This is a genomic window from Streptomyces sp. NPDC002088, from assembly GCF_040296605.1.
Taxonomy (GTDB): Bacteria; Actinomycetota; Actinomycetes; order Streptomycetales; family Streptomycetaceae; genus Streptomyces.
The window spans coordinates 594846-613843 of sequence record NZ_JBEOXO010000002.1 but is presented as its reverse complement, the minus strand read 5'-3'; the positions used below and the strand labels follow the sequence as shown (position 1 = coordinate 613843).

General features: G+C 68.9%; 18 protein-coding genes. 10 read left to right on the top strand and 8 right to left on the bottom strand.

The annotated features are described in order from the left end of the window. Positions 1 to 15 precede the first annotated feature (15 nt). Entirely contained in the window at positions 16 to 1095 is a 1080-nt protein-coding gene (hisC, locus tag ABT114_RS06535; RefSeq protein WP_351139244.1) for a histidinol-phosphate transaminase, read from the bottom strand. 464 nt (positions 1096 to 1559) lie between these two features. Between hisC and ABT114_RS06530 the strand changes: the two genes are divergently transcribed. From ABT114_RS06530 to ABT114_RS06520, 3 genes are all read left to right on the top strand, one after another. Then, positions 1560 to 2672, top strand: coding sequence for a LacI family DNA-binding transcriptional regulator (locus tag ABT114_RS06530; RefSeq protein WP_351139242.1), 1113 nt, complete (start codon positions 1560 to 1562; stop codon positions 2670 to 2672). Positions 2673 to 3181: 509 nt separating this feature from the next. Next, positions 3182 to 4264, top strand: a complete 1083-nt coding sequence (locus ABT114_RS06525; RefSeq protein ID WP_351139240.1) for a metallophosphoesterase family protein — start codon at positions 3182 to 3184, stop codon at positions 4262 to 4264. A gap of 181 nt (positions 4265 to 4445) precedes the next feature. Next, complete coding sequence (locus ABT114_RS06520) at positions 4446 to 5318, top strand: hypothetical protein (protein ID WP_351139238.1); 873 nt, start codon at positions 4446 to 4448, stop codon at positions 5316 to 5318. A gap of 323 nt (positions 5319 to 5641) precedes the next feature. Here ABT114_RS06520 and ABT114_RS06515 read toward each other — a convergent pair whose 3' ends face one another. Beyond that, positions 5642 to 6526 (bottom strand): LysR family transcriptional regulator, encoded by an 885-nt coding sequence (locus tag ABT114_RS06515; protein WP_351139236.1) that lies wholly within the window; start codon positions 6524 to 6526, stop codon positions 5642 to 5644. A gap of 131 nt (positions 6527 to 6657) precedes the next feature. On the opposite strand from ABT114_RS06515, the gene ABT114_RS06510 reads away from it, so the two are divergent. After that, entirely contained in the window at positions 6658 to 7140 is a 483-nt protein-coding gene (locus tag ABT114_RS06510; RefSeq protein ID WP_502987716.1) for a VOC family protein, read from the top strand. Positions 7141 to 7221: 81 nt separating this feature from the next. Here the strand turns inward: ABT114_RS06510 and thiC are convergent, their stop codons facing one another. Then, positions 7222 to 9024, bottom strand: a complete 1803-nt coding sequence (gene thiC / locus ABT114_RS06505) for a phosphomethylpyrimidine synthase ThiC (RefSeq protein WP_351139234.1) — start codon at positions 9022 to 9024, stop codon at positions 7222 to 7224. A 240-nt stretch (positions 9025 to 9264) separates the two neighbouring features. Here thiC and ABT114_RS06500 point away from each other — a divergent pair, with 240 nt between their 5' ends. Beyond that, entirely contained in the window at positions 9265 to 10818 is a 1554-nt protein-coding gene (locus tag ABT114_RS06500; RefSeq protein ID WP_351139232.1) for a YibE/F family protein, read from the top strand. A 170-nt stretch (positions 10819 to 10988) separates the two neighbouring features. Here ABT114_RS06500 and ABT114_RS06495 read toward each other — a convergent pair whose 3' ends face one another. The 4 genes from ABT114_RS06495 to ABT114_RS06480 all read right to left on the bottom strand — a co-directional run bounded on the left by ABT114_RS06495 (position 10989) and on the right by ABT114_RS06480 (position 13266). Next, entirely contained in the window at positions 10989 to 11426 is a 438-nt protein-coding gene (locus ABT114_RS06495) for an SsgA family sporulation/cell division regulator (RefSeq protein ID WP_351139230.1), read from the bottom strand. 99 nt (positions 11427 to 11525) lie between these two features. Continuing rightward, entirely contained in the window at positions 11526 to 12392 is an 867-nt protein-coding gene (locus ABT114_RS06490; RefSeq protein ID WP_351139228.1) for an IclR family transcriptional regulator, read from the bottom strand. Positions 12393 to 12590: 198 nt separating this feature from the next. Next, positions 12591 to 12803 carry a DUF5326 family protein gene (locus ABT114_RS06485; protein WP_351139226.1) on the bottom strand — a complete coding sequence of 71 codons (213 nt, stop codon included), beginning with the start codon at positions 12801 to 12803 and terminating at the stop codon, positions 12591 to 12593. A gap of 145 nt (positions 12804 to 12948) precedes the next feature. Further along, positions 12949 to 13266, bottom strand: coding sequence for a cupin domain-containing protein (locus tag ABT114_RS06480; RefSeq protein WP_351139224.1), 318 nt, complete (start codon positions 13264 to 13266; stop codon positions 12949 to 12951). 60 nt (positions 13267 to 13326) lie between these two features. On the opposite strand from ABT114_RS06480, the gene ABT114_RS06475 reads away from it, so the two are divergent. The 5 genes from ABT114_RS06475 (at position 13327) to ABT114_RS06455 (ending at position 17074) form a co-directional block, all read left to right on the top strand. Further along, positions 13327 to 13707, top strand: coding sequence for a phage holin family protein (locus ABT114_RS06475; RefSeq protein WP_351139222.1), 381 nt, complete (start codon positions 13327 to 13329; stop codon positions 13705 to 13707). 7 nt (positions 13708 to 13714) lie between these two features. Then, positions 13715 to 14206, top strand: a complete 492-nt coding sequence (locus tag ABT114_RS06470) for a low molecular weight protein-tyrosine-phosphatase (RefSeq protein ID WP_351139220.1) — start codon at positions 13715 to 13717, stop codon at positions 14204 to 14206. After that, entirely contained in the window at positions 14203 to 15372 is a 1170-nt protein-coding gene (locus ABT114_RS06465) for a cystathionine gamma-lyase (RefSeq protein ID WP_351139218.1), read from the top strand. The genes ABT114_RS06470 and ABT114_RS06465 overlap by 4 nt, the downstream gene beginning before the upstream one ends. A 225-nt stretch (positions 15373 to 15597) precedes the next feature. After that, positions 15598 to 16503, top strand: coding sequence for a LysR family transcriptional regulator (locus ABT114_RS06460; RefSeq protein WP_351139216.1), 906 nt, complete (start codon positions 15598 to 15600; stop codon positions 16501 to 16503). Between the two features lie 88 nt (positions 16504 to 16591). Beyond that, on the top strand, positions 16592 to 17074 hold the full coding sequence (locus ABT114_RS06455) for an NUDIX domain-containing protein (RefSeq protein WP_351139214.1): 483 nt from the start codon (positions 16592 to 16594) through the stop codon (positions 17072 to 17074). A 16-nt stretch (positions 17075 to 17090) separates the two neighbouring features. Here the strand turns inward: ABT114_RS06455 and ABT114_RS06450 are convergent, their stop codons facing one another. Continuing rightward, positions 17091 to 18740 carry a globin domain-containing protein gene (locus ABT114_RS06450; RefSeq protein ID WP_351139212.1) on the bottom strand — a complete coding sequence of 550 codons (1650 nt, stop codon included), beginning with the start codon at positions 18738 to 18740 and terminating at the stop codon, positions 17091 to 17093. Between the last annotated feature and the right edge of the window lie 258 nt (positions 18741 to 18998).

Here is an 18998-nt window from a genome sequence, read left to right as displayed (position 1 = left end):
CGTCTTTGTGGAGCCCTACAGCTCCTTCCGGAACCCTTCCGCCACCCTCAGGAAGATGTCGTTCGCCTCGTTCTCCCCGACCGTCACCCGCACACCCTCACCCGGGAACGGCCGGACCACGACGCCCGCCTGCTCGCACGCCGCCGCGAAAGCGACCGTGCGCTCGCCCAGACGCAGCCACACGAAGTTGGCCTGGGTCTCGGGGACCGTCCAGCCCTGGGCGCGCAGCGTGTCGACCACACGGTTGCGCTCGCAGACCAGAGAGCCGACCCGGCCGATCAGTTCGTCCTCGGCGTTCAGGGAGGCGATGGCCGCGTCCTGCGCGAGCTGGCTCACGCCGAACGGCACCGCCGTCTTGCGCAGCGCCGCCGCCACCGGCTCATGGGCGATGGCGAAGCCGACGCGCAGGCCGGCGAGGCCGTACGCCTTGGAGAACGTGCGCAGAACGCAGACGTTCGGCCGGTTGCGGTACAGCTCGACGCCGTCCGGCACCTCGACGTCGCGGATGAACTCTCGGTACGCCTCGTCGAGCACGACCAGCACATCACTGGGCACCCGGTCCAGGAAACGTTCCAGCTCGGCCCGCCGCACCACCGTGCCCGTCGGGTTGTTGGGGTTGCAGACGAAGATCAGCCGGGTGCGGTCGGTGATCGCGTCCGCCATCGCGTCCAGGTCGTGCACGTCGCCCGGCGTCAGCGGTACCTGCACCGACGTGGCACCGCTGACCTGCGTGATGATCGGGTACGCCTCGAAGGAGCGCCAGGCGTACATCACCTCGTCGCCCGGCCCGGAGGTCGCCTGGATCAGCTGCTGGGCGACGCCGACAGAACCGGTACCGGTCGCCAGGTGCGAGACCGGGACGGCGAAGCGCTCGGCAAGCTCGTTCATCAGGGCCGTGCACGCCATGTCCGGGTAGCGGTTGAAGGCGGAGGCCGCGGCCGTCACGCTCTCCATCACACCTGGCAGTGGCGGGTAGGGGTTCTCGTTGGAGGACAGCTTGTACGCCACCGGGCCGTCGGCCGCGGCGGGCTTGCCCGGCTTGTAGGTGGGGATCCCCTCCAGCTCGGCGCGCAGCTTGGGGCTTGTCTCGCTCACCGCAGTCCTCCTCGTGACCACCACCGCTTTCAATACTCCTCACCTTATGAGGATTCAGCGCGGCCGCGTACCGGTGGTACCCAACCTCGTCGGCATGCCGGGCCGCCTCCAGGTTCACCTCATTCGCCACACCAGCATCAGGAGCATCGCCGCGCGATGGCGCGCGAAGGCGCAGGAAAGCGCAGGTAGGCGCACGAACGAGGGGGGCGCGTCATACATATATCTATGCGCCGGTAGCTCACGCCGTGGCGCGCATCCCCCGTGAAGGTGAGTTGAGACCTCTTCGAGACATCGGGCACTTGGCAGGCCCGCGCCTGCCGACAAGTCACGTATTGGCATTGAATCATTCAACTGTCTTGTTTTCTAAGGTAGTTAGCCGCAAATGACCATGCAGAAACGTGCCTGTCAACGCATGCATATGCGTCCGCCCTACCCCACCACATGAGCCCTACTATCGGCTCGCCATGACAGCAGCAGGGAAGCACCAGGTGAGCCGCGCGGAAACCTCACGCCGAGGCAGCCGGCCGGGCCGGGCGGGCATCAGGGATGTGGCCGCCGCCGCCGGGGTCTCCATCACGACCGTCTCCGATGCCCTCAACGGCAAGGGCCGGCTCCCCGACGCCACCCGACGCCATGTCCGCGAAGTCGCCGACCGACTGGGCTACCGCCCGTCGGCCGCGGCCCGAACCCTCCGTACCGGCAAGTCGGGCCTCATCGGCCTGACCGTGACGACGTACGGGGACGAACCTTTTACCTTCACAGAGTTCGCGTACTTCGCGGAGATGGCCAGAGCCGCCACCTCCGCCGCGCTCGCCCGCGGCTACGCCCTCGTCATTCTGCCCGCGACCTCGCGGCACGACGTGTGGTCGAACGTCGCCCTGGACGGCACGGTCGTCATCGACCCCTCCGACCAGGATCCGGTCGTCAGCGAGCTGGTCCGCCAGGGTTTACCGGTCGTCTCCGACGGCCGCCCAGCCGGCTCGCTCCCGGTCACCGCGTGGGTCGACAACGATCACGAGGCCGCCGTCCTCGGCATCCTCGACCACCTGGCCGACGCGGGCGCCCGACGGATCGGCCTGCTCACGGGGACGACGACGGACACGTACACCCACCTGTCGACCACCGCGTATCTGCACTGGTGCGAGCGCGTCGGCCAGGACCCGGTGTACGAGGCCTATCCGGCGCACGACCCATGCGCGGGCGCCGTCGCCGCCGACCGCCTGCTCGCCCGGCCCGACCGCCCCGACGCCGTCTACGGTCTGTTCGACCCCAACGGCACCGACCTGCTCGCCGCCGCCCGCCGCTACGGGCTGCGCATCCCGGACGACCTGCTGCTGGTCTGCTGCAGCGAGTCCGCTGTGTACGCCAACACCGACCCGCCCGTCACCACGCTCTCCCTGAAGCCGCGCCGCATCGGCACGGCGGTGGTCCAGCTCCTCATCGACGCCATCGAGGGAGTCGAGTCGGACCGGCCGGTCGAGCAGGTGATACCCACCGAGCTGATCGTGCGTACCTCGTCGCAGCGACGGCCGCCACGCACGACGATCAGCCCGCCGAGAGCTCCCGAGAAGGGGTAGGGCGGCGGCTGCGGGGCGCGCCGGGCGATCGGGACATCGGCCGTGGCGCGCCGCGCCGGGGGGGTGGCTGGGCAGTCGGCAGCAGCGGTGCCCGGACGCGGCGCGTCGGGCGGAGGACGCGGCCGGATCCCTTGGCGGGTGAACATGGCTCCGTCCCCGGCAGGGGGAAGCAAGCGGCGGCCCTGTTGACGGAAGTGACCCCGGATCCGGTCGACGGGCAGCCCGAACCCGTTGACAGAGGCAGGCCGGGCCGGACCCTTCGTAGGACGTGGCTGTGAAATCGGCGCCCGGCTCGCCCGTCGGCCGGTCGATGCCTGCGTCAGCAGGTGGACAAAGCCCTGCCCAATCGGGGCGAAAGCCGCGGTGAACTGGAGTCTTGCTCTGATTCACCACCCCTGGGTCATCACACGGCCCGATCCGCATTCCTATGATGGGCCCACGGCACCCCGGGCCGCTGCGACCAGGCAGTCCGAAAAGGTGCAGATGCGGCGCGATGGTGGAGGGGTCTGATGACTCAGGGGGCCGGTCAGGGACCCGAGGTGGAACGGACGGCGACGTTGCGCGACTTCCGGGTACCCGCGTACGTCCATGAGACCGGTCCGTACGCCCACAACACCCACCCCGGCGAGGCCGTCACCCCCGTCGAGGATCCGGTGGAGCTCCCCGAGGAGTACACGCCCACCCAGCGCGACCTGCCCGTCATCAACCGGGGTGACACCCTTCAGGTGGCCGCCGAGGCGGCGGCCGCCGCGGTCCCGCAGCCCGCAGTCGGCCCGGGCCCGCTGTACGTCGTCGGCGACGTGCACGGCTATCTCGACGAGCTGGTGGCTGCCCTCCAGGCACAGGGCCTGATCGACTCGGCGGGCCAGTGGTGCGCGGGCACCGCGCGGCTGTGGTTCCTCGGCGACTTCACCGACCGCGGGCCGGACGGCATCGGCGTCATCGACCTCGTGATGCGGCTGTCCGCCGAGGCCGCCGCGGCCGGCGGCTACTGCAAGGCCCTCATGGGCAACCACGAACTGCTGCTGCTCGGCGCCAAGCGGTTCGGCGACACCCCCGTCAACTCCGGCGCGGGCACCGCCACCTTCCAGGCGGCCTGGCTGCTCAACGGCGGCCAGAAGACCGACATGGACCGCCTCCAGGACCACCACCTGCAGTGGATGGCCCGCCTCGACGCCGTCGAGGCGGTCGACGGCCACCTGCTCGTTCACTCGGACACCACCGCCTATCTCGACTACGGCGACTCGATCGAGGCGGTCAACGACACCATCCGCGAGACCCTCACCCGCAACGACCCGGACGAGGTCTGGGACCTGTTCCGCAAGTTCACCAAGCGCTTCTCCTTCCGCGACGAGGGCGGCGCCGACGCCGTGCGCTCCCTGCTCGATACGTATGGCGGCACCCGCATCGTTCACGGCCACAGCCCGATTCCCTACCTGCTGGGCGAGGTCGGCTCCGAAGACGACGAGGACGACACCGGTCCCGTGGTCGACGGCCCGCACGTCTACGCCGAAGGTCTGGCCATCGCGATGGACGGCGGCGTGACCATGGCCGGAAAACTGCTGGTCCAGCAACTGCCGCTGACTGCCTGAACGTTCACCGGACATATGTCCGGCCGTCGGGGTCCGTGCAGGCCAGCACCCAATTCTTGAAACCCCCTGTCACCCTGAGCCGTAGCCGCTCTACTATCGGCTTATCCGTAGCAGGCTCCCCTCCGTTTCTGCCCGACGGCTCGTCGCCATGCGAGCCTCAAGCCCTACGGAGCATCGGGGGATGCACATGAACAGCGTTCCGCAGCACCTGCTGAGCGAGGACCGCCAGGAGTACGAGCGGATCCTCGGTGAGGCGCTGCGCTCCGCACCAAACCGCCCGGAACTGGCCGCTGTCGGACAGCGGCTCAACTCCGAACAGCTGCGCACCATGGCGCTCAACGCCACCGCACTCATCACGGCGGCCGCGGCGACCGAGTACCAGCATTACGTGAAGGTCCGCGAGGAACTGCGCCAGCCGGCGCCGTCCACCCCGTCGTCGTCCGTGCCCGAATCCGGCTCCGCGGAGCCGGGCGCGGGCGCAATGGGGCTCGCTGCCACCATGGGAGAGGTCGCCGAGACCGCCGGCGCGGGCGCCGTCGCGGTCGTCGCGGTCCTGGCCCCCGTCCTCGCCGGAACCGCCGCGGCGATCTTCCTGCTCGTGGGCTACCTGCTGAAGATGCTCGACCCCAAACCGGCGTTCGCCCAGACCATGATCACCGCCGGATGGGTGTTCGGCGCCATGACGGCGGCCGCGATTCTCGTCGCCACCGTCGGGCTGCTGCTCACCGCACTGCACAACCGGCCCTCGCTCGAGACCGGACCGCAAGCCGAGCTGAACGAGGAAGTGGCCCGGGCCCGGGAAGCCTGGCGCGAGGCTCTGCTGGAGCGGGGCATTCTGCCTTTCCTGCGGGAGGCACTCGCCCAGCCCGGCACGACAGCCGCCGGGCGGCGTACGCCCCCGCCTACGCCGACGGGTCGCATGCCGCGCCTCGGCTACGACCGTCCGGGCTTCACCAGCCCCGACGACGGCCCGGCCGCGGGCCCGCGCCCGAGCTACTCGAGCCCGGACTTCACCAGCCCGGACTTCGGCGGACCGGAGCACCAGCCGGAATAGTCCCTCGGCTTGCGCCCCCGCAGGGGAGGCGCAGGCCGGGCAACCGGCCACCGCACCAGCGACGGACCCATACACGGGCGCCAGACAGGACACGGGCGACGGCCACCTGCACATCCGGTTCCCCCTGCCCCGCACCGCACCGCGGTCCGAGCCTCCGCACCGGCCCGCGGGCGACGGTGCTCAAGCCAGGACCACGCGTGCCGGACGGCCCCGAAAGTCACGGCGCCCGGGACCGCCACGGCCGTCAGTCCGCGATCGGCAGCTACACCGAGGCACGTCGCTGCTCGGCCTATCGCCACCGTCGCGTGCCGAGCGGTGCACGCTCATGCGGACGGCAGCTTCTCGGTGGCGTCCGTCGCGGCCCGTACGAACTCGCGGACGCGCTCTGTGGTGTTCCCCTCCAGCCAAACCGGCCCTCGTTCGATCGGCTGTGCGTCGTGGATGGGCACATAGGAAACGTCCGGTCGAGGGTAGTAACGGCGGGCATGTTCTCCGACCGGAAGGACGCCCCTGCCCATCGCAACCAGCGTGAGCATCTCGGAGAACGAACCCCCGGCCGGCCCCTTCGGAACCAGCCTGCCCGACGGGGTGTGGTCCGGTGTGCGATCCCGCTTGAACGCCACTGAGGTCACCTCCGGGTACTGCACCACGGGGTGTTCCGCGAGCACTTCGAGCGACACCGACTCCTCGCCGGCGAGCGGATGCCCGGCAGCAACGGCGAGTACCCGCTTCTCCGACAGCAGTACTGGCCCACGGGCCATTCCGTCGAACGGGTACGAGGCGATGAGGACGTCAACCGAGCCGTCAAGCAGACTCGCACGGGAGTTGGACAGCTGAACCTCCCTTACATCGACCCTGCAGTCGGGGTGTCGTTCGCTGAACAGAGCGACCGCTTTCAGGAGTGCAGGTGCCGTCCATTCGCCGAGGAAGGCGACCCGCAGTTCTCCCGTGACACCACGGCTGGCGTCGGCGGCTCTTCGCAGAGCGTCCGCCATCCCGGCGACCAACGGCACCAGGTCATCAGCCAACTGCCGCCCTATCGCGGTGAGTCGAACGGTTCTACTGGTCCGCTCGAACAGCACGCCACCGATCCGCCGTTCAAGCTTCTTGATCACCTGGCTCACCCGCCCGGTTGTGACGTGCAGGCGCTCGGCGGCACGGCCGAAGTGCAGCTCCTCGGCAAGCGTCAGAAAGATCTCGATCTCCACCCGCTCCAGCACGATCCCCCCGTCGTTTAATCAGGCTCAACGATCGTATTCCGATCGTGCCTTGATGGCGGATTTCTCCCAGTGGATGGTAAAAGGCGTCCGCCTGCCCTCCACCATCCAAGGAAGCCACCATGAACGCCTCGGACACCACCACCTACCCGGCCGAGCTCGACGGCGACCTGCGGGAAGCCGGCGAGAAGGTGCGCCCCGTCACCGATGCCGCCCTGCCGAAGGTGAAGGCATTCGACCATCTGGTCCTCAACGTCGGGGATGTCGAGCGCTCCCTGGACTTCTACGCCGGGCTCCTCGGTCTGGACCCGGTACGCGTGGCCGAGTGGCGGGCCGGCAAAATCCCGTTCCCATCGGTAAGGATCGCCCCTGAGACCATCATCGACCTGGTCAGCCGCCCTCGGGGAGAGTCCAACGTCGACCACATCTGTCTCACCGTGGAACCGCTGGACTGGGACGAATTCATCAAGTCGGGGACTTTCACGGTCCTCGAAGGCCCCGTTGAGCGCTTCGGCGCACGCGGCACCGCCACGTCGGTCTATGTCCAGGACCCGGACGGCAACACCGTGGAACTCCGCTGGTACCCGCAGGACGCCGCAGCCTGACCGCGCTCGGGCTCACGGTCCGGGTGGGCCACACCCCGGACCGGGAGCCTCGGAACGCGCTCAGTCGGCCGCTTGGCCGCGTCAGTCCGCCATGGGCAGGTACACCCTGTTACCGCTCGCCGCGAACTCCTTCGACTTCTGGAGCATCCCCTCAGCGATGTCCTCGGGAGACGCCCCCTCTGTCGCAGCACCACCGAACCGCTCTGTGATGCTTTGGCTGATCTTCATGGAGCAGAACTTCGGCCCGCACATCGAGCAGAAGTGGGCCGTCTTGGCGGGCTCTGCCGGCAGAGTCTCGTCGTGGAACTCCCGTGCCGTGTCAGGGTCGAGGGCGAGGTTGAACTGGTCCTCCCAACGGAACTCGAAGCGGGCGTCGGACAGCGCGTCGTCCCATTCCTGCGCACCTGGGTGCCCCTTGGCGAGGTCGGCTGCGTGGGCGGCGATCTTGTAGGTGATGACGCCGGTCTTGACGTCGTCACGGTTGGGCAGGCCCAGGTGTTCCTTGGGCGTGACGTAGCAGAGCATCGCCGTGCCCCACCAGGCAATCATCGCGGCACCGATGCCGGAGGTGATGTGGTCGTACGCCGGCGCGACGTCCGTCGTCAGCGGGCCGAGCGTATAGAACGGAGCTTCATCGCAGATCTCCTGCTGAAGGTCGATGTTCTCCTTGATCTTGTGCATCGGGACGTGGCCCGGGCCTTCGATCATCGTCTGAACACTGAAACGCTTCGCGATCCGGTTGAGTTCCCCGAGCGTCCGCAACTCCGCGAACTGAGCCGCGTCGTTGGCGTCCGCGATAGATCCCGGCCTGAGGCCGTCGCCGAGCGAGTACGTGACGTCGTAGGTGGCGAGGATCTCGCACAGTTCCTCGAAGTTCTCGTACAGGAACGATTCCTTGTGGTGCGCGAGGCACCAGGCCGCCATGATCGAGCCGCCGCGCGAGACGATGCCGGTCTTGCGGTTGGCCGTCAGCGGCACGTACGGCAGCCGGACGCCCGCGTGGACGGTCATGTAGTCCACGCCCTGCTCAGCCTGTTCGACGACCGTGTCCTTGTAGATCTCCCAGGTCAGCTCCTCAGCCTTGCCGTCGACCTTCTCCAGGGCCTGGTAGAGCGGCACCGTGCCGATGGGGACGGGGGAATTACGCAGCACCCACTCGCGAGTGGTGTGGATGTTGCGGCCGGTGGACAAGTCCATGACCGTGTCGGCGCCCCAACGGGTCGCCCAGGTCATCTTCTCGACCTCCTCCTCGATGGAGGAGGTCACCGCGGAGTTGCCGATGTTGGCGTTGACCTTCACCAGGAACCGCTTGCCGATGATCATCGGCTCGATCTCCGGGTGGTTGACGTTCGCGGGCAGCACGGCCCGGCCGGCAGCGATCTCCTCACGGACCACTTCCGGCGCCACGTTCTCCCGGATGGCCACGAACTCCATCTCGGGCGTGATCTCGCCGCGGCGCGCATAGGCGAGCTGGGTGACGGCCTGGCCGTCGCGGCTGCGGCGGGGCAGGCGCGGTCGCCCGGGGAAGACCGCGTCGAGGTTACGCAGACCGCCGCGCGGCGAGGTGTGCTTGATTCCGTCGTCCTCGGGGCGCACGGGACGGCCCGCGTACTCCTCGGTGTCGCCGCGGGCGGTGATCCAGTTGTCCCGCACCGGCGGCAGACCCCTGCGGACATCAGTGCCGAGCAGTGGATCGGTGTACGGGCCCGACGTGTCGTACAGCGTGACCGACTGCCCGTTGGTGAGGTGCACCTGCCGGACCGGCACCCGCAGATCGGGGCGTGAGCCCTCGACGTACGCCTTGTGCCAGCCGAGCGATTTCCCGGCCTCCTGGGGCTGTTCGCCCGGAACGGAGGCAGGCGTGCGTGCGTCCTTGTTGGTCATGAGACCTACTCCCTACGCCGGCATTACCCGGTAACAGGTTCGGCGGTCGACGCAGCAGTTTCCGTCGGCAGACGTTTCATGTGAAACACCACTCGTTCCACGTGAAACATCGCGAGACGGACGTCAGCGCCCTCTCAGCCCGGTGCTCCGAGCTCCCGCGTGTGCAAAGGTGCCTCCACGCTAGCGTCATTTGTGGCGCGGTGAACAGTGGGCCTCTGCCGCTCTTGCGATGATCGGTCGGTGACCACGACACACGAGGCCCCGTACCCACCGCCCGAGCCTCCTCGCGGACCCAGCGCCGGCCACGGCAGCGGACACCACAACGGCCCAGTGCACGGCGGTGGTTCTGGCGACGGGCACAACCACGGACATGGGCACGGGCTGGGGAACGGGCACCGGCAGGGTCCGGGGCAAGGGCCCGGACCCGGGCCCGGCGGTCACGGTTCGGGCTCAGATTTCGGGCACAGTCCTGGATCCGGTGGCGAGCACGGTCATTCACACAGCCACGGCCCGGCCGCTCCCGTATCCAAGCACCTGCGCAAGGTCATCGCGGCGATCCTCGTACCGTTCGCGGCGGCGGTGGTGGTGGGACTCGTGGTGCTGTGGCCTGGTGGTACCCCGGCGCACGAGCGCACCGGGGTCGGGTTCGACCGGCAGACCCAGCAGGCCACGGTCGCCGAGGTGGAGAGCGTGAGCTGCACGTCGGTGAACGCCTCGGGGGGCACCCCGACCGGCGACACCTCGACCGCCGAGAACTCATCCGCCCAACAGGAGGCGAACGGCACCTGCAAGAAGGCGACGATCCGGGTCGACACCGGCTCGGACAAGGGCCGTACGTTCACCGAGATCGTCCAGCCGGACCAGTCACGGCAGTTGCACCAGGGTGAGAAGGTCGTGGTCGCCTACGAGCCCTCCGCACCGAAGGACCTGCAGTACTCGGTCACCGACGTCAACCGTCGGATCCCGATGACGGTGCTCGCGGGCATCTTCGCACTCGCCGTCGTGGTCGTCGGTCGGTTGCGGGGCGTCATGGCGCTGGTCGCGCTGGCCATCAGCTTCCTGATCCTGAACTTCTTCATCCTGCCCGCCATCCTGCAGGGCTCGAACCCGCTGGTCGTGGCGGTGGTGGGGTCGAGCGCCATCATGCTGATCGCCCTGTATCTGTGCCATGGCCTGTCAGCCCGTACGTCCGTGGCGGTGCTCGGCACCCTGATCTCACTGATCCTGATCGGCGTCCTCGGTTCGCTGTTCATCGGCTGGGCCTCGCTCACCGGCAACACCGACGACAACACCGGCCTGATCCACGGTCTGTATCCGTCGATCGACATGAGCGGTCTGCTGCTCGCCGGCATCATCATCGGTTCGCTCGGTGTCCTCGACGACGTGACGGTGACACAGACATCATCGATCTGGGAGCTGCACGAGGCCAATCCGTCGATGGGCTGGCGTGGGCTGTACCGCGCGGGCATCCGCATCGGCCGCGACCACATCGCGTCCGTCGTCAACACGCTCGTCCTCGCCTATGCGGGTGCGGCGCTGCCGCTGCTGCTCCTGTTCTCGATCGCGCAGAGCAGCGTCGGGACGGTCGCCAACAGCGAGCTGGTCGCGGAGGAGATTGTGCGCACGCTGGTGGGCTCGATCGGCCTGGTCGCGTCGGTGCCGGTTACCACCGCGCTCGCGGCGCTGGTGGTCGCGGCCGACCGGCCGGGCCCGGAAAATGCCGTCGCGACGGCACCGACGGGAGCCCAGCCGGCTCCGGCACACGGCGGACGGGGCCGACGCCGCAAGCGCTGATGTAGGCCCGGTGTCAGACGTACGCCCAGCATCACCCGAACGCCTCGGCCCCCGTCACCCAAACGTCCCCATCCGGGGCACGGAAACATCCCGGCCCGGCCTCACAGAAGCGTTCCTGCACGCCCCCACGCCGGCGCTGAAGCGTCCGACGCCCTCAGCGCCGTAACGCTTCAGCCCGCGCTCTGCTCCTCCGCCAGGATGCGGTCCAGGGCCTCGTCGAGGTGGGCGTCGAAGTCGGCGAGGGAGCCCTCCTGGCCCAGCGGCACCAGCTTGTCAGTGCGGTCGAGGAATGCCACGAGGGGTGCGGTAGACGAGCGGAACAGCGCCTGGTCGACCCCGACCTGAAGCCGGATCAGGACCTCGCCCAGCGAGTCGGGTTCGACGGGCGAGACCCGTACATCCCCCTCGCCGCACGGCCGGCCCACCCCGTCGATCAGGAGCTCCCGCCCGAAGGCCCAGGTCACCGGGGAGTCGCCGGGAAGGTGAAAGGTCAGCCGCACGGCGTACGGATCACAGGACTCGTAACGCAGCTCCACCGGGATGCGGAAGGAGAGCTCCTCGGACACGAGAAAGCTCATCATGACCTCTGCCTGTACGGACTCGCGCATCGCCTACCCCGTCATATGCCGTCGACTGGCCGGGAATGAACCCCTGACATTTGGTGGCATCTTGCTGAACGTACACGGCAGATCACAAGGAGTGATTTTTCAGATGCTGATAGAGAGCGCGAGTGACCCCAGCAGACGTCCGATCCCGGCCTGCAACTGCTGCACGGCGGGGAGCAGCCGGTCGGCCTGATGACAAGGCAGCGAAATGGCCATCGTCGCGGCCGTCGCACCCAGCGTGATCGGAATCGCCGCGCACACCGTTCCCAGCGCGTACTCCTGACGCTCGGTCACCGGTCCCATCCGCCGCATCCGCTCCAGCCGCCGCAGCAGGGTGTGATTGTCACGCACCGTGTACGGGGTGAGGGACTGCACGGGATAGCGGTCCAGATGGTCGCGACGGGCGTCGTCGTCCAACTGGGACAGCAGACACTGCCCGATGGCATGCGCGTGCCCCGTCTCACGGAAGTCGGCCCACTCCTCGACAGCCGGATTGCCCGGGGTGTCGGAGACGCACATGACCTCGATCTCGCCCTCGCGGTACACGGCGTAGTACACGGGCACACCGATGGAATCGCGCCACTGCGCGAGCGCGTCGACGACCGTGCTGCGACGTTTCTGCGCCGCCCCGCTGCTACTCAGCCGCTCGGCCGCTTCGCCGAGGAAGAACAGCCCTTTGTCGCGGCGCAGATAGCCCTCGTGCACGAGGGTGCGCAGCAGGTGGTAGGCCGTGGGGAGGGCGAGTCCGGTCTCGCGGGCCAGTTGTTTGGCCGGGGCTCCGTGCTCGTGCGCAGCGACGGATTCCAGCAGGCGCATCGCGCGCTGCACCGATCCGATCAGGGTGGTTGTTGTGGAGTGCGGCTGCTCGGGAACCGACGTGGTGGGCGGACGCTGTACCAGAGGGGTGGCGGAACGCAACCGTGTGGGGGGTGCGTGCGGATCTGCGGATGCGGTGTCAACGGTGGCCAAGGGTCACTCCCGTTGCGCGAGGGGGCAGCCCGTGCGGGGGCACACGGGTGGGGGGCGTACGCCGCTCGCGGGGGTCTTCCCCGCGTCGAGTTCCGGACTTTATCCGTCTGCCACCGCTCGCAGACGGGCTGCCCGGAAAACTTCCCTCGCCCGAGGGAACCGGTGATTCCTGTTACCGATCCCCGAGTGCCCGTTCCCTCACCAGTCGTTGCGCGACGAAGAGCTCGACGTGAACTTCCGTACGACATAGACCAGTCCGCCGACCAGGGCCACGAAGATCAGCGCCTTGAAGAGCAGGCCGATCACGATGCCGACGACCGTGGCTATGACGCTGCCGAACACGAACAGGGCGATGACCGGCACCGCGATCCACTTCACCCACCACGGTAGCCCCGCGAAGATCTCTCGCATCGCCCTCGTCCTTTGCTTCTTCGCCCGGTTGTTCCGGGACCTGTTGATGTCCTGCCTCGATGCTAGGGCCGGGAAGGGGTCCGGCGGGGGCCTCGCACCCCCTGTCCTCCCCTGACCGTTCCCCTAGGGAACCCCGAGGCGGGCGTCAGGCTTCGGGCGGAGAGAAGACCACCAGGACCCTGAGGTCCTCGCTGATGTGGTGGAACTTGTGGGCGACTCCGGCCGGCACGTACACCACGCTGCCGCGCGCCACCTGGGTCGTCTCCAGGCCGACGGTGATCGAGGCGCGGCCGCTCACCACGAAGTACACCTCGTCCTGATTGTGCGGAGTCTGTGCATCATGACCGCCGGCATCGAGCGCGTAAAGGCCGACCGACATGTGCCGCTCCCGCAGAAACTGCAGGTAGGCGCCATCGTTGGCGGCGCGCTCCGCCTCCAGTTCGTCCAGCCGGAATGCCTTCATCGCTCTTGTCCGCCCTCGCCCCACTGCTCGTATCTGATCTCTTCTGCCACGATCAGACACATGAAGAATTTCGTAGTCAAGACGATCGCCAACGCGGGTGCCCTGGCGGTCGCCGTGTGGCTGCTCGACAAGATCACCCTGACCGGTGGCAGCACGGGCAAGAAGGTCGGCACGCTGATCCTCGTCGCCCTGGTCTTCGGCCTGGTGAACTTCCTGGTCAAGCCGGTCGTGAAGGTGTTGACCTTCCCGCTGTTCATCCTCACGCTCGGCCTGATCACCCTCGTCGTCAACGCGCTGATGCTGCTGCTGACCTCGTGGGTGTGCGACAAGCTCGACCTGAGCTTCCACGTCGAGGGCTTCTGGACGGCCGTCGTCGGCGGCCTGATCATCTCGATCGTCTCCTGGGCCCTCAACGTCGTCCTGCCCGACGGCAAGGGCTGAGCTCGCGATGACCTACCGCGTCTGCTTCGTGTGCACCGGCAACATCTGCCGCTCGCCGATGGCCGAGTCCGTCTTCCGCGCGCGCGTGGCGGAGGCCGGGCTCGACGACCGGGTCGAGGTCGACAGTGCCGGCACCGGCGGCTGGCACGAGGGCGACGGCGCGGACCCACGTACTGTCGCCGTCCTCGAGGACAACGGCTACGACAGCGGTCACACGGCCCGGCAGTTTCAGGCGTCCTGGTTCTCCCGCCTCGACCTGGTGATCGCCCTCGACTCCGGCCATCTCAAGGTGCTGCGCCGCCTCGCGCCCACCGAGGAGGACGCTCGGAAGGTACGGCTGCTGCGTTCGTACGACCCTGCCGCCGACGACGACCTCGACGTCCCGGACCCGTACTACGGGGGCATGGACGGCTTCGAGGAGTGCCTTGAGATGGTGGAGGCGGCAAGCACCGGGCTGCTCGCCGCGGTACGTGAACATGTGGAAGGACGGACAGCATGAGCGACTCTGCCAAGGACAGGCGAAGCGGTACGGCGGATGGTCGCAGCGCGGGTGACGGGACGCGTGCGGTGCGGGCTGGGCTGCCGGAGCCGGTCAAGCACGAGCCGACGCTGCCGGGGCCGGTGTTCGCCGCCCATTTCCACCTGCCGGGCGACCCCACGGGCCCGTACACCTACGGCCGCGACGAGAACCCGACCTGGACGCTTCTGGAGCGGGCCATCGGGGAGCTGGAGGCTCCGGGCGAGGACGGCGTCGAGACGCTCGTCTTCGCCTCAGGCATGGCCGCCATCTCCTCGGTGCTGTTCTCCCAGCTGCGCGCGGGCGACGCGGTCGTCCTGCCCAGCGACGGCTACCAGGTGCTGCCCCTGGTGCGCTCCCAGCTGGAGGCGTACGGCATCGAGGTGCGCACCGCCCCGACCGGAGGCGACGCCCAGCTCGACGTCCTCGACGGCGCCAGGCTGCTGTGGATCGAGTCCCCGTCGAACCCGGGGCTCGACGTGTGCGACATCCGACGGCTGGTCGAGGCGGCACACGCGCGTGGTGCCCTGGTAGCCGTCGACAACACCCTCGCGACGCCCCTGGGGCAGCGCCCGCTGGAACTCGGTGCCGACTTCTCGGTGGCCAGCGGGACCAAGCAGCTCACCGGGCACGGCGACATCCTCCTGGGCTATGTGACCGGCCGCGACGCCGAGGTCATGGCTGGCGTACGCCGCTGGCGCAAGATCGTCGGGGCGATCCCCGGGCCCATGGAGGCCTGGCTCGCGCACCGTTCGATCGCCACGCTCCAGCTGCGCGCCGACCGGCAGAACGCCACCGCTCTCACCCTCGCCGAGGCCTTGCGGGAGCGGGCCGAGGTGACCGGGCTGCGTTATCCGGGGCTGCCCGACGACCCGTCGCACAAGATCGCTTCGCAGCAGATGCGGCGCTTCGGGTGCGTGGTGTCGTTCACGCTGCCCACGCGCGCGCGTGCCGACCGTTTTCTCGACGCGCTGCGGCTCGTGGACGACGCGACGAGCTTCGGCGGGGTGCGCTCCACGGCCGAGCGGCGCGGGCGCTGGGGTGGCGACGCCGTGCCGGAAGGTTTCATTCGCCTGTCGGTCGGTGCCGAGGATCCCGCGGACCTGGTGGCGGATGTGCTGCGTGCGCTGGAGGAGTCGGCAGACTGACCGATTTACGGACGCCGCCGGTGTCCCGCTACGTACAACGGACGGTCCGAGCCTCCCCCCTCGTGGCTCGGACCGTCCCCGGTTCCGCGCGCCGAGAACCGCGCGAACAAGGCTAGTTGACTCTGTGTCAGTGTCCAATCACAGTAGCGACAGAGACCTATCGACATATTTATAGTTGGGGCCGGCCGGGGCCTGGAGCAGGGCAGCGAGAGGGGAGGGCGTGGCGTGGATCTCGCCTTGTTGCGCACCTTCGTGACCGTGCACCGCGCCGGCTCCTTCACCCGCGCCGCAGCCCTGCTCGGACTCTCCCAGCCGGCCGTCACCTCCCAGATCCGCGCCCTGGAACGGCAAGTGGGCCGTCCCCTGTTCCTGCGGCAGGCCCGTGGGGTGACGCCGACGACCATCGGCGACGAACTCGCCCACAAGGCCGCACCCCATCTCGACGCCCTGGTGGAGATCACCGAAACCGGGCTGGACGACGAGTCCTCCTTACGCACCCTGCACCTGGCCGGGCCCCCGGAGTTCACCGCCGAGCGGGCCCTGCCGGCACTCACGGAGCTGACCGGCCACGACGGTCAGGGCCTCACCCTGCGCGCCTCCTTCGGCAATGCCGAGGAGACCCTCGAGGGGCTGGCAGCCGGCCATCATGATCTGGCCATCAGCACGGCGCGTCCGCGCGGCGCCCTGCTCACTGCGACTCCGCTCTGCGACGAGGAGCATGTCCTGGTCGCTGCCCCGCACTGGGCCGAGCGGATCGGGTCCGGGAAGCTGCACCGCAAGGGCGCACCCGCCCTGGAAAACCTCCCCGTCGTCGAGGTCCACGAGTCGCTGCCCTTCGTCTCCCGCTACTGGGCCTCCGTCTTCGACTCCCGGCCCGCCACCTCGGGCACCGTCGTCGTCCCCGACCTGCGTGCCGTCCTCGCCTGTGCGTGCGCGGGCGCCGGGCTCGCGGTGCTGCCGCGCTATCTCTGCGCCCCCGCCCTGGAACGCGGTGACGTGATCGCGCTGCACGAACCCGCGGTGGCACCACTGCGGACCTACTTCCTTGTGGTCCGCACCGGAACTCTGGCGATGCCGCACATCGCGCGGGCCCACGAGTGGCTGCAGCGGGCCGCCACCGACTGGTGCTGAGCCGGATCTTCCGCGATGTCACGGGGAGGGCTCGCTCAATGACGTTTCGCGATGTTTCACGTGGAACCAACCGGGCCACATTTCTCCCATGACCGTCCGACCCGTGGTCAAGCGCACCGCCCGAGCCGTTCTCCTGGACGGCGACGACCTGATCCTGATCAAGCGCACCAAGCCTGGTGTGGATCCCTACTGGGTCACGCCCGGTGGCGGGGTGGAGCCGGAGGACACGACTGTCGTCGACGCCCTGCACCGCGAGGTGTACGAGGAGCTCGGCGCCAAGATCACCGATGTCGTGCCCTGCTTCGTGGACACCGTCGAACACATCGGCGCGGACGGCGGCGCGACCGGAGTGAAGGTGCAGCACTTCTTCGTCTGCCGGCTGGGGTCGATGGACCCGGCCCTGCGGCACGGCCCCGAGGTGGACGAGCCCGCCGGCGAATACGAGATCGTCAGGGTGCCGTTCACCCGGGTCGGGATCGCCTCCGTTCACCTGGTGCCGCTGTCGCTGCGGCACTACCTGGACGGCAACATCGAGGGCGTACGTGCCATGCACGCCCCCGACCTGGGCTGACACCCGTGTGACCGAGTCAGGTCCCGGCGACGACGAGCTCCTCCACCGAGTCGTGACGTATCCGCTCCGACGGGATTCCGATGTCCCTGAGCGCGTCCACACCGCTGCGGATCATTCCGGGCGGGCCCGACAGGTAGGCGTCGTACTCGTTCCAGGGGCCGTAGGCGCGGATCGCGTCGGGAAGCTGGAGGTGCGCCTGCTGGTCGACGACAGTGCGCACGGAGAGCCAGGGATGGGACTGCTGGAGCCTGAGCATCGTGTCGATGTCGTACAGGTCGTGGCCGGTGCGGGCGCCGTAGAACACCTCGACCGGTCGGCGTGCGCCGTGTTCGGCGACATCCTCGACCAGCGCCTTGATGGGAGCTATGCCGGTTCCGCCGCCGAGGCATAGCAGTCCGCTGGCGGTGGTGTGGTCGACGGTCATCGAGCCGGCCGGCGGGCCAAGACGGATGATGTCGCCGGGCCGGGCGCGGTGCACCAGGGCGTTGGAGACCCAGCCCGCGGGGACCGCCTTCACATGGAACGTCAGCAGTCCGTCGGAGCGGGGCGAGGAGGCAAAGGAGTAGTGCCGCCACACTCTGGGCCACCAGGGCGTCTCCAGGCTGGCGTACTGCCCGGCGAGGAACGGATAGGGCTGGTCCGGGCGGACGGTGACGACCGCGACGTCCGGGGTTCTGAGGTCGTGCGAGACGACCTCCGCGTACCACCAGGCCGGGGCGCGCAGTTCGTCCACGGCCGCCGCGTCGATCATGACCTGGGAGATCGTCGTGTACGCCCGGACCCAGGCCGCCTCCGTCTCAGCGTCCCAGACAGCGGAGGCGTACTTGTTGAGCGCGCCGATGAGGCACTCGCCGACGGCCGGGTAGTGCTCGGCCCGCGTGCCGTACTTGCGGTGGCCCCGGCCGAGGTTCTGCAGGTAGTCGACGAGGACGGGTGCGTTGTCGATGTGCTCGGCGGCGGTGAGGAGCGCCTTCAGCAGCCGGTCGCGCTGGGTGTCCATGGCGGCCGGGAACAGCGAGCGCAGGTCGGGGTGGCGTACGAAGAGCAGCGCGTAGAAATACGAGGTGACCTTGTCGGCCACGGGTGCGACCTCGGTCATGGTGCGGCGGATGAGGATGGCGTCCGGGGACGCCTTCTCGTCGGCTGCGGTCCGCTGAACGGGCACACGACGCTCAGCGGACAGGGCTTCGGCCGGGGCGGGCGGGGCTTCGACGGGCGTGGGCGGCGCTCCGGTCGGTGCGGCGGGCGTCTCGGCCGAAGCAGCCGGAGCCGGAGCCATGGTCGGGGCAGCCGATGCTTCAGCGGGCGCCGACGGGGCTTCCGCGGGTGCTGGCGCGGCAGGCGGTGTCCAGGTGGCGGAGTGCGGTGCGGCGCCTGTTGGTGCCATCCGCGTGTCGGCGGGTGACACATCCTCCGCCGACCGTATTCGGGGGTCGGCCGGTGCTGCCGCGCGGTCGGCGTTGCGTTCCACGTCCTCCGTCGGCGGTTCGCCGCCGGCGGGGGACGCCTGGGTTCGGCCCATCGGGCGCATCGCGGCCAGGCGGCTGCCCTCGGTCGTCTCCCGTTCGCTGCCCGGAGCCGACTCCGGCTGCTTGCGCGGGGTGAACCAGCCGCCCCCGCCTCCGGAAGTGCCGTTGTCGGCCGACGCGGTGGTCGGAGCGTCCATGGTGTGCCTCGCCTCGAACATCTTTCGGTCGGTCTGCGCACTTCCTCAGTCGGAAGATGCCTGGCTTCCCCGTAGACGGCTTGCAGTTCCTGTTCGTGCCGCAACCAATGCGGCCACATTCAGCCCGTAATCCTGCTCCGCCCCGACAAGTAGGGCGAGAGTGTGACATGAGCCGCAGTACACACGGCAGCGTCCCACTCCGTGCGGTCGGCCCAGTCGCATAGCCGAAAATACGGGTCTTCGATCTCTCCGTTCCCT

What these genes read in the sequence shown, in the direction of transcription:
- ABT114_RS06530 (WP_351139242.1), top strand. Translation starts at nt 1,560, where the DNA reads ATGACAGCAGCAGGGAAGCACCAGGTGAGCCGCGCGGAAACCTCACGC.
- ABT114_RS06525 (WP_351139240.1), top strand. Translation starts at nt 3,182, where the DNA reads ATGACTCAGGGGGCCGGTCAGGGACCCGAGGTGGAACGGACGGCGACG.
- ABT114_RS06520 (WP_351139238.1), top strand. Translation starts at nt 4,446, where the DNA reads ATGCACATGAACAGCGTTCCGCAGCACCTGCTGAGCGAGGACCGCCAG.
- ABT114_RS06510 (WP_502987716.1), top strand. Translation starts at nt 6,658, where the DNA reads ATGAACGCCTCGGACACCACCACCTACCCGGCCGAGCTCGACGGCGAC.
- thiC (WP_351139234.1), bottom strand. Translation starts at nt 9,024, where the DNA reads ATGACCAACAAGGACGCACGCACGCCTGCCTCCGTTCCGGGCGAACAG.
- ABT114_RS06495 (WP_351139230.1), bottom strand. Translation starts at nt 11,426, where the DNA reads ATGCGCGAGTCCGTACAGGCAGAGGTCATGATGAGCTTTCTCGTGTCC.
- ABT114_RS06485 (WP_351139226.1), bottom strand. Translation starts at nt 12,803, where the DNA reads ATGCGAGAGATCTTCGCGGGGCTACCGTGGTGGGTGAAGTGGATCGCG.
- ABT114_RS06480 (WP_351139224.1), bottom strand. Translation starts at nt 13,266, where the DNA reads ATGAAGGCATTCCGGCTGGACGAACTGGAGGCGGAGCGCGCCGCCAAC.
- ABT114_RS06475 (WP_351139222.1), top strand. Translation starts at nt 13,327, where the DNA reads ATGAAGAATTTCGTAGTCAAGACGATCGCCAACGCGGGTGCCCTGGCG.
- ABT114_RS06470 (WP_351139220.1), top strand. Translation starts at nt 13,715, where the DNA reads ATGACCTACCGCGTCTGCTTCGTGTGCACCGGCAACATCTGCCGCTCG.
- ABT114_RS06465 (WP_351139218.1), top strand. Translation starts at nt 14,203, where the DNA reads ATGAGCGACTCTGCCAAGGACAGGCGAAGCGGTACGGCGGATGGTCGC.
- ABT114_RS06455 (WP_351139214.1), top strand. Translation starts at nt 16,592, where the DNA reads ATGACCGTCCGACCCGTGGTCAAGCGCACCGCCCGAGCCGTTCTCCTG.
- ABT114_RS06450 (WP_351139212.1), bottom strand. Translation starts at nt 18,740, where the DNA reads ATGGACGCTCCGACCACCGCGTCGGCCGACAACGGCACTTCCGGAGGC.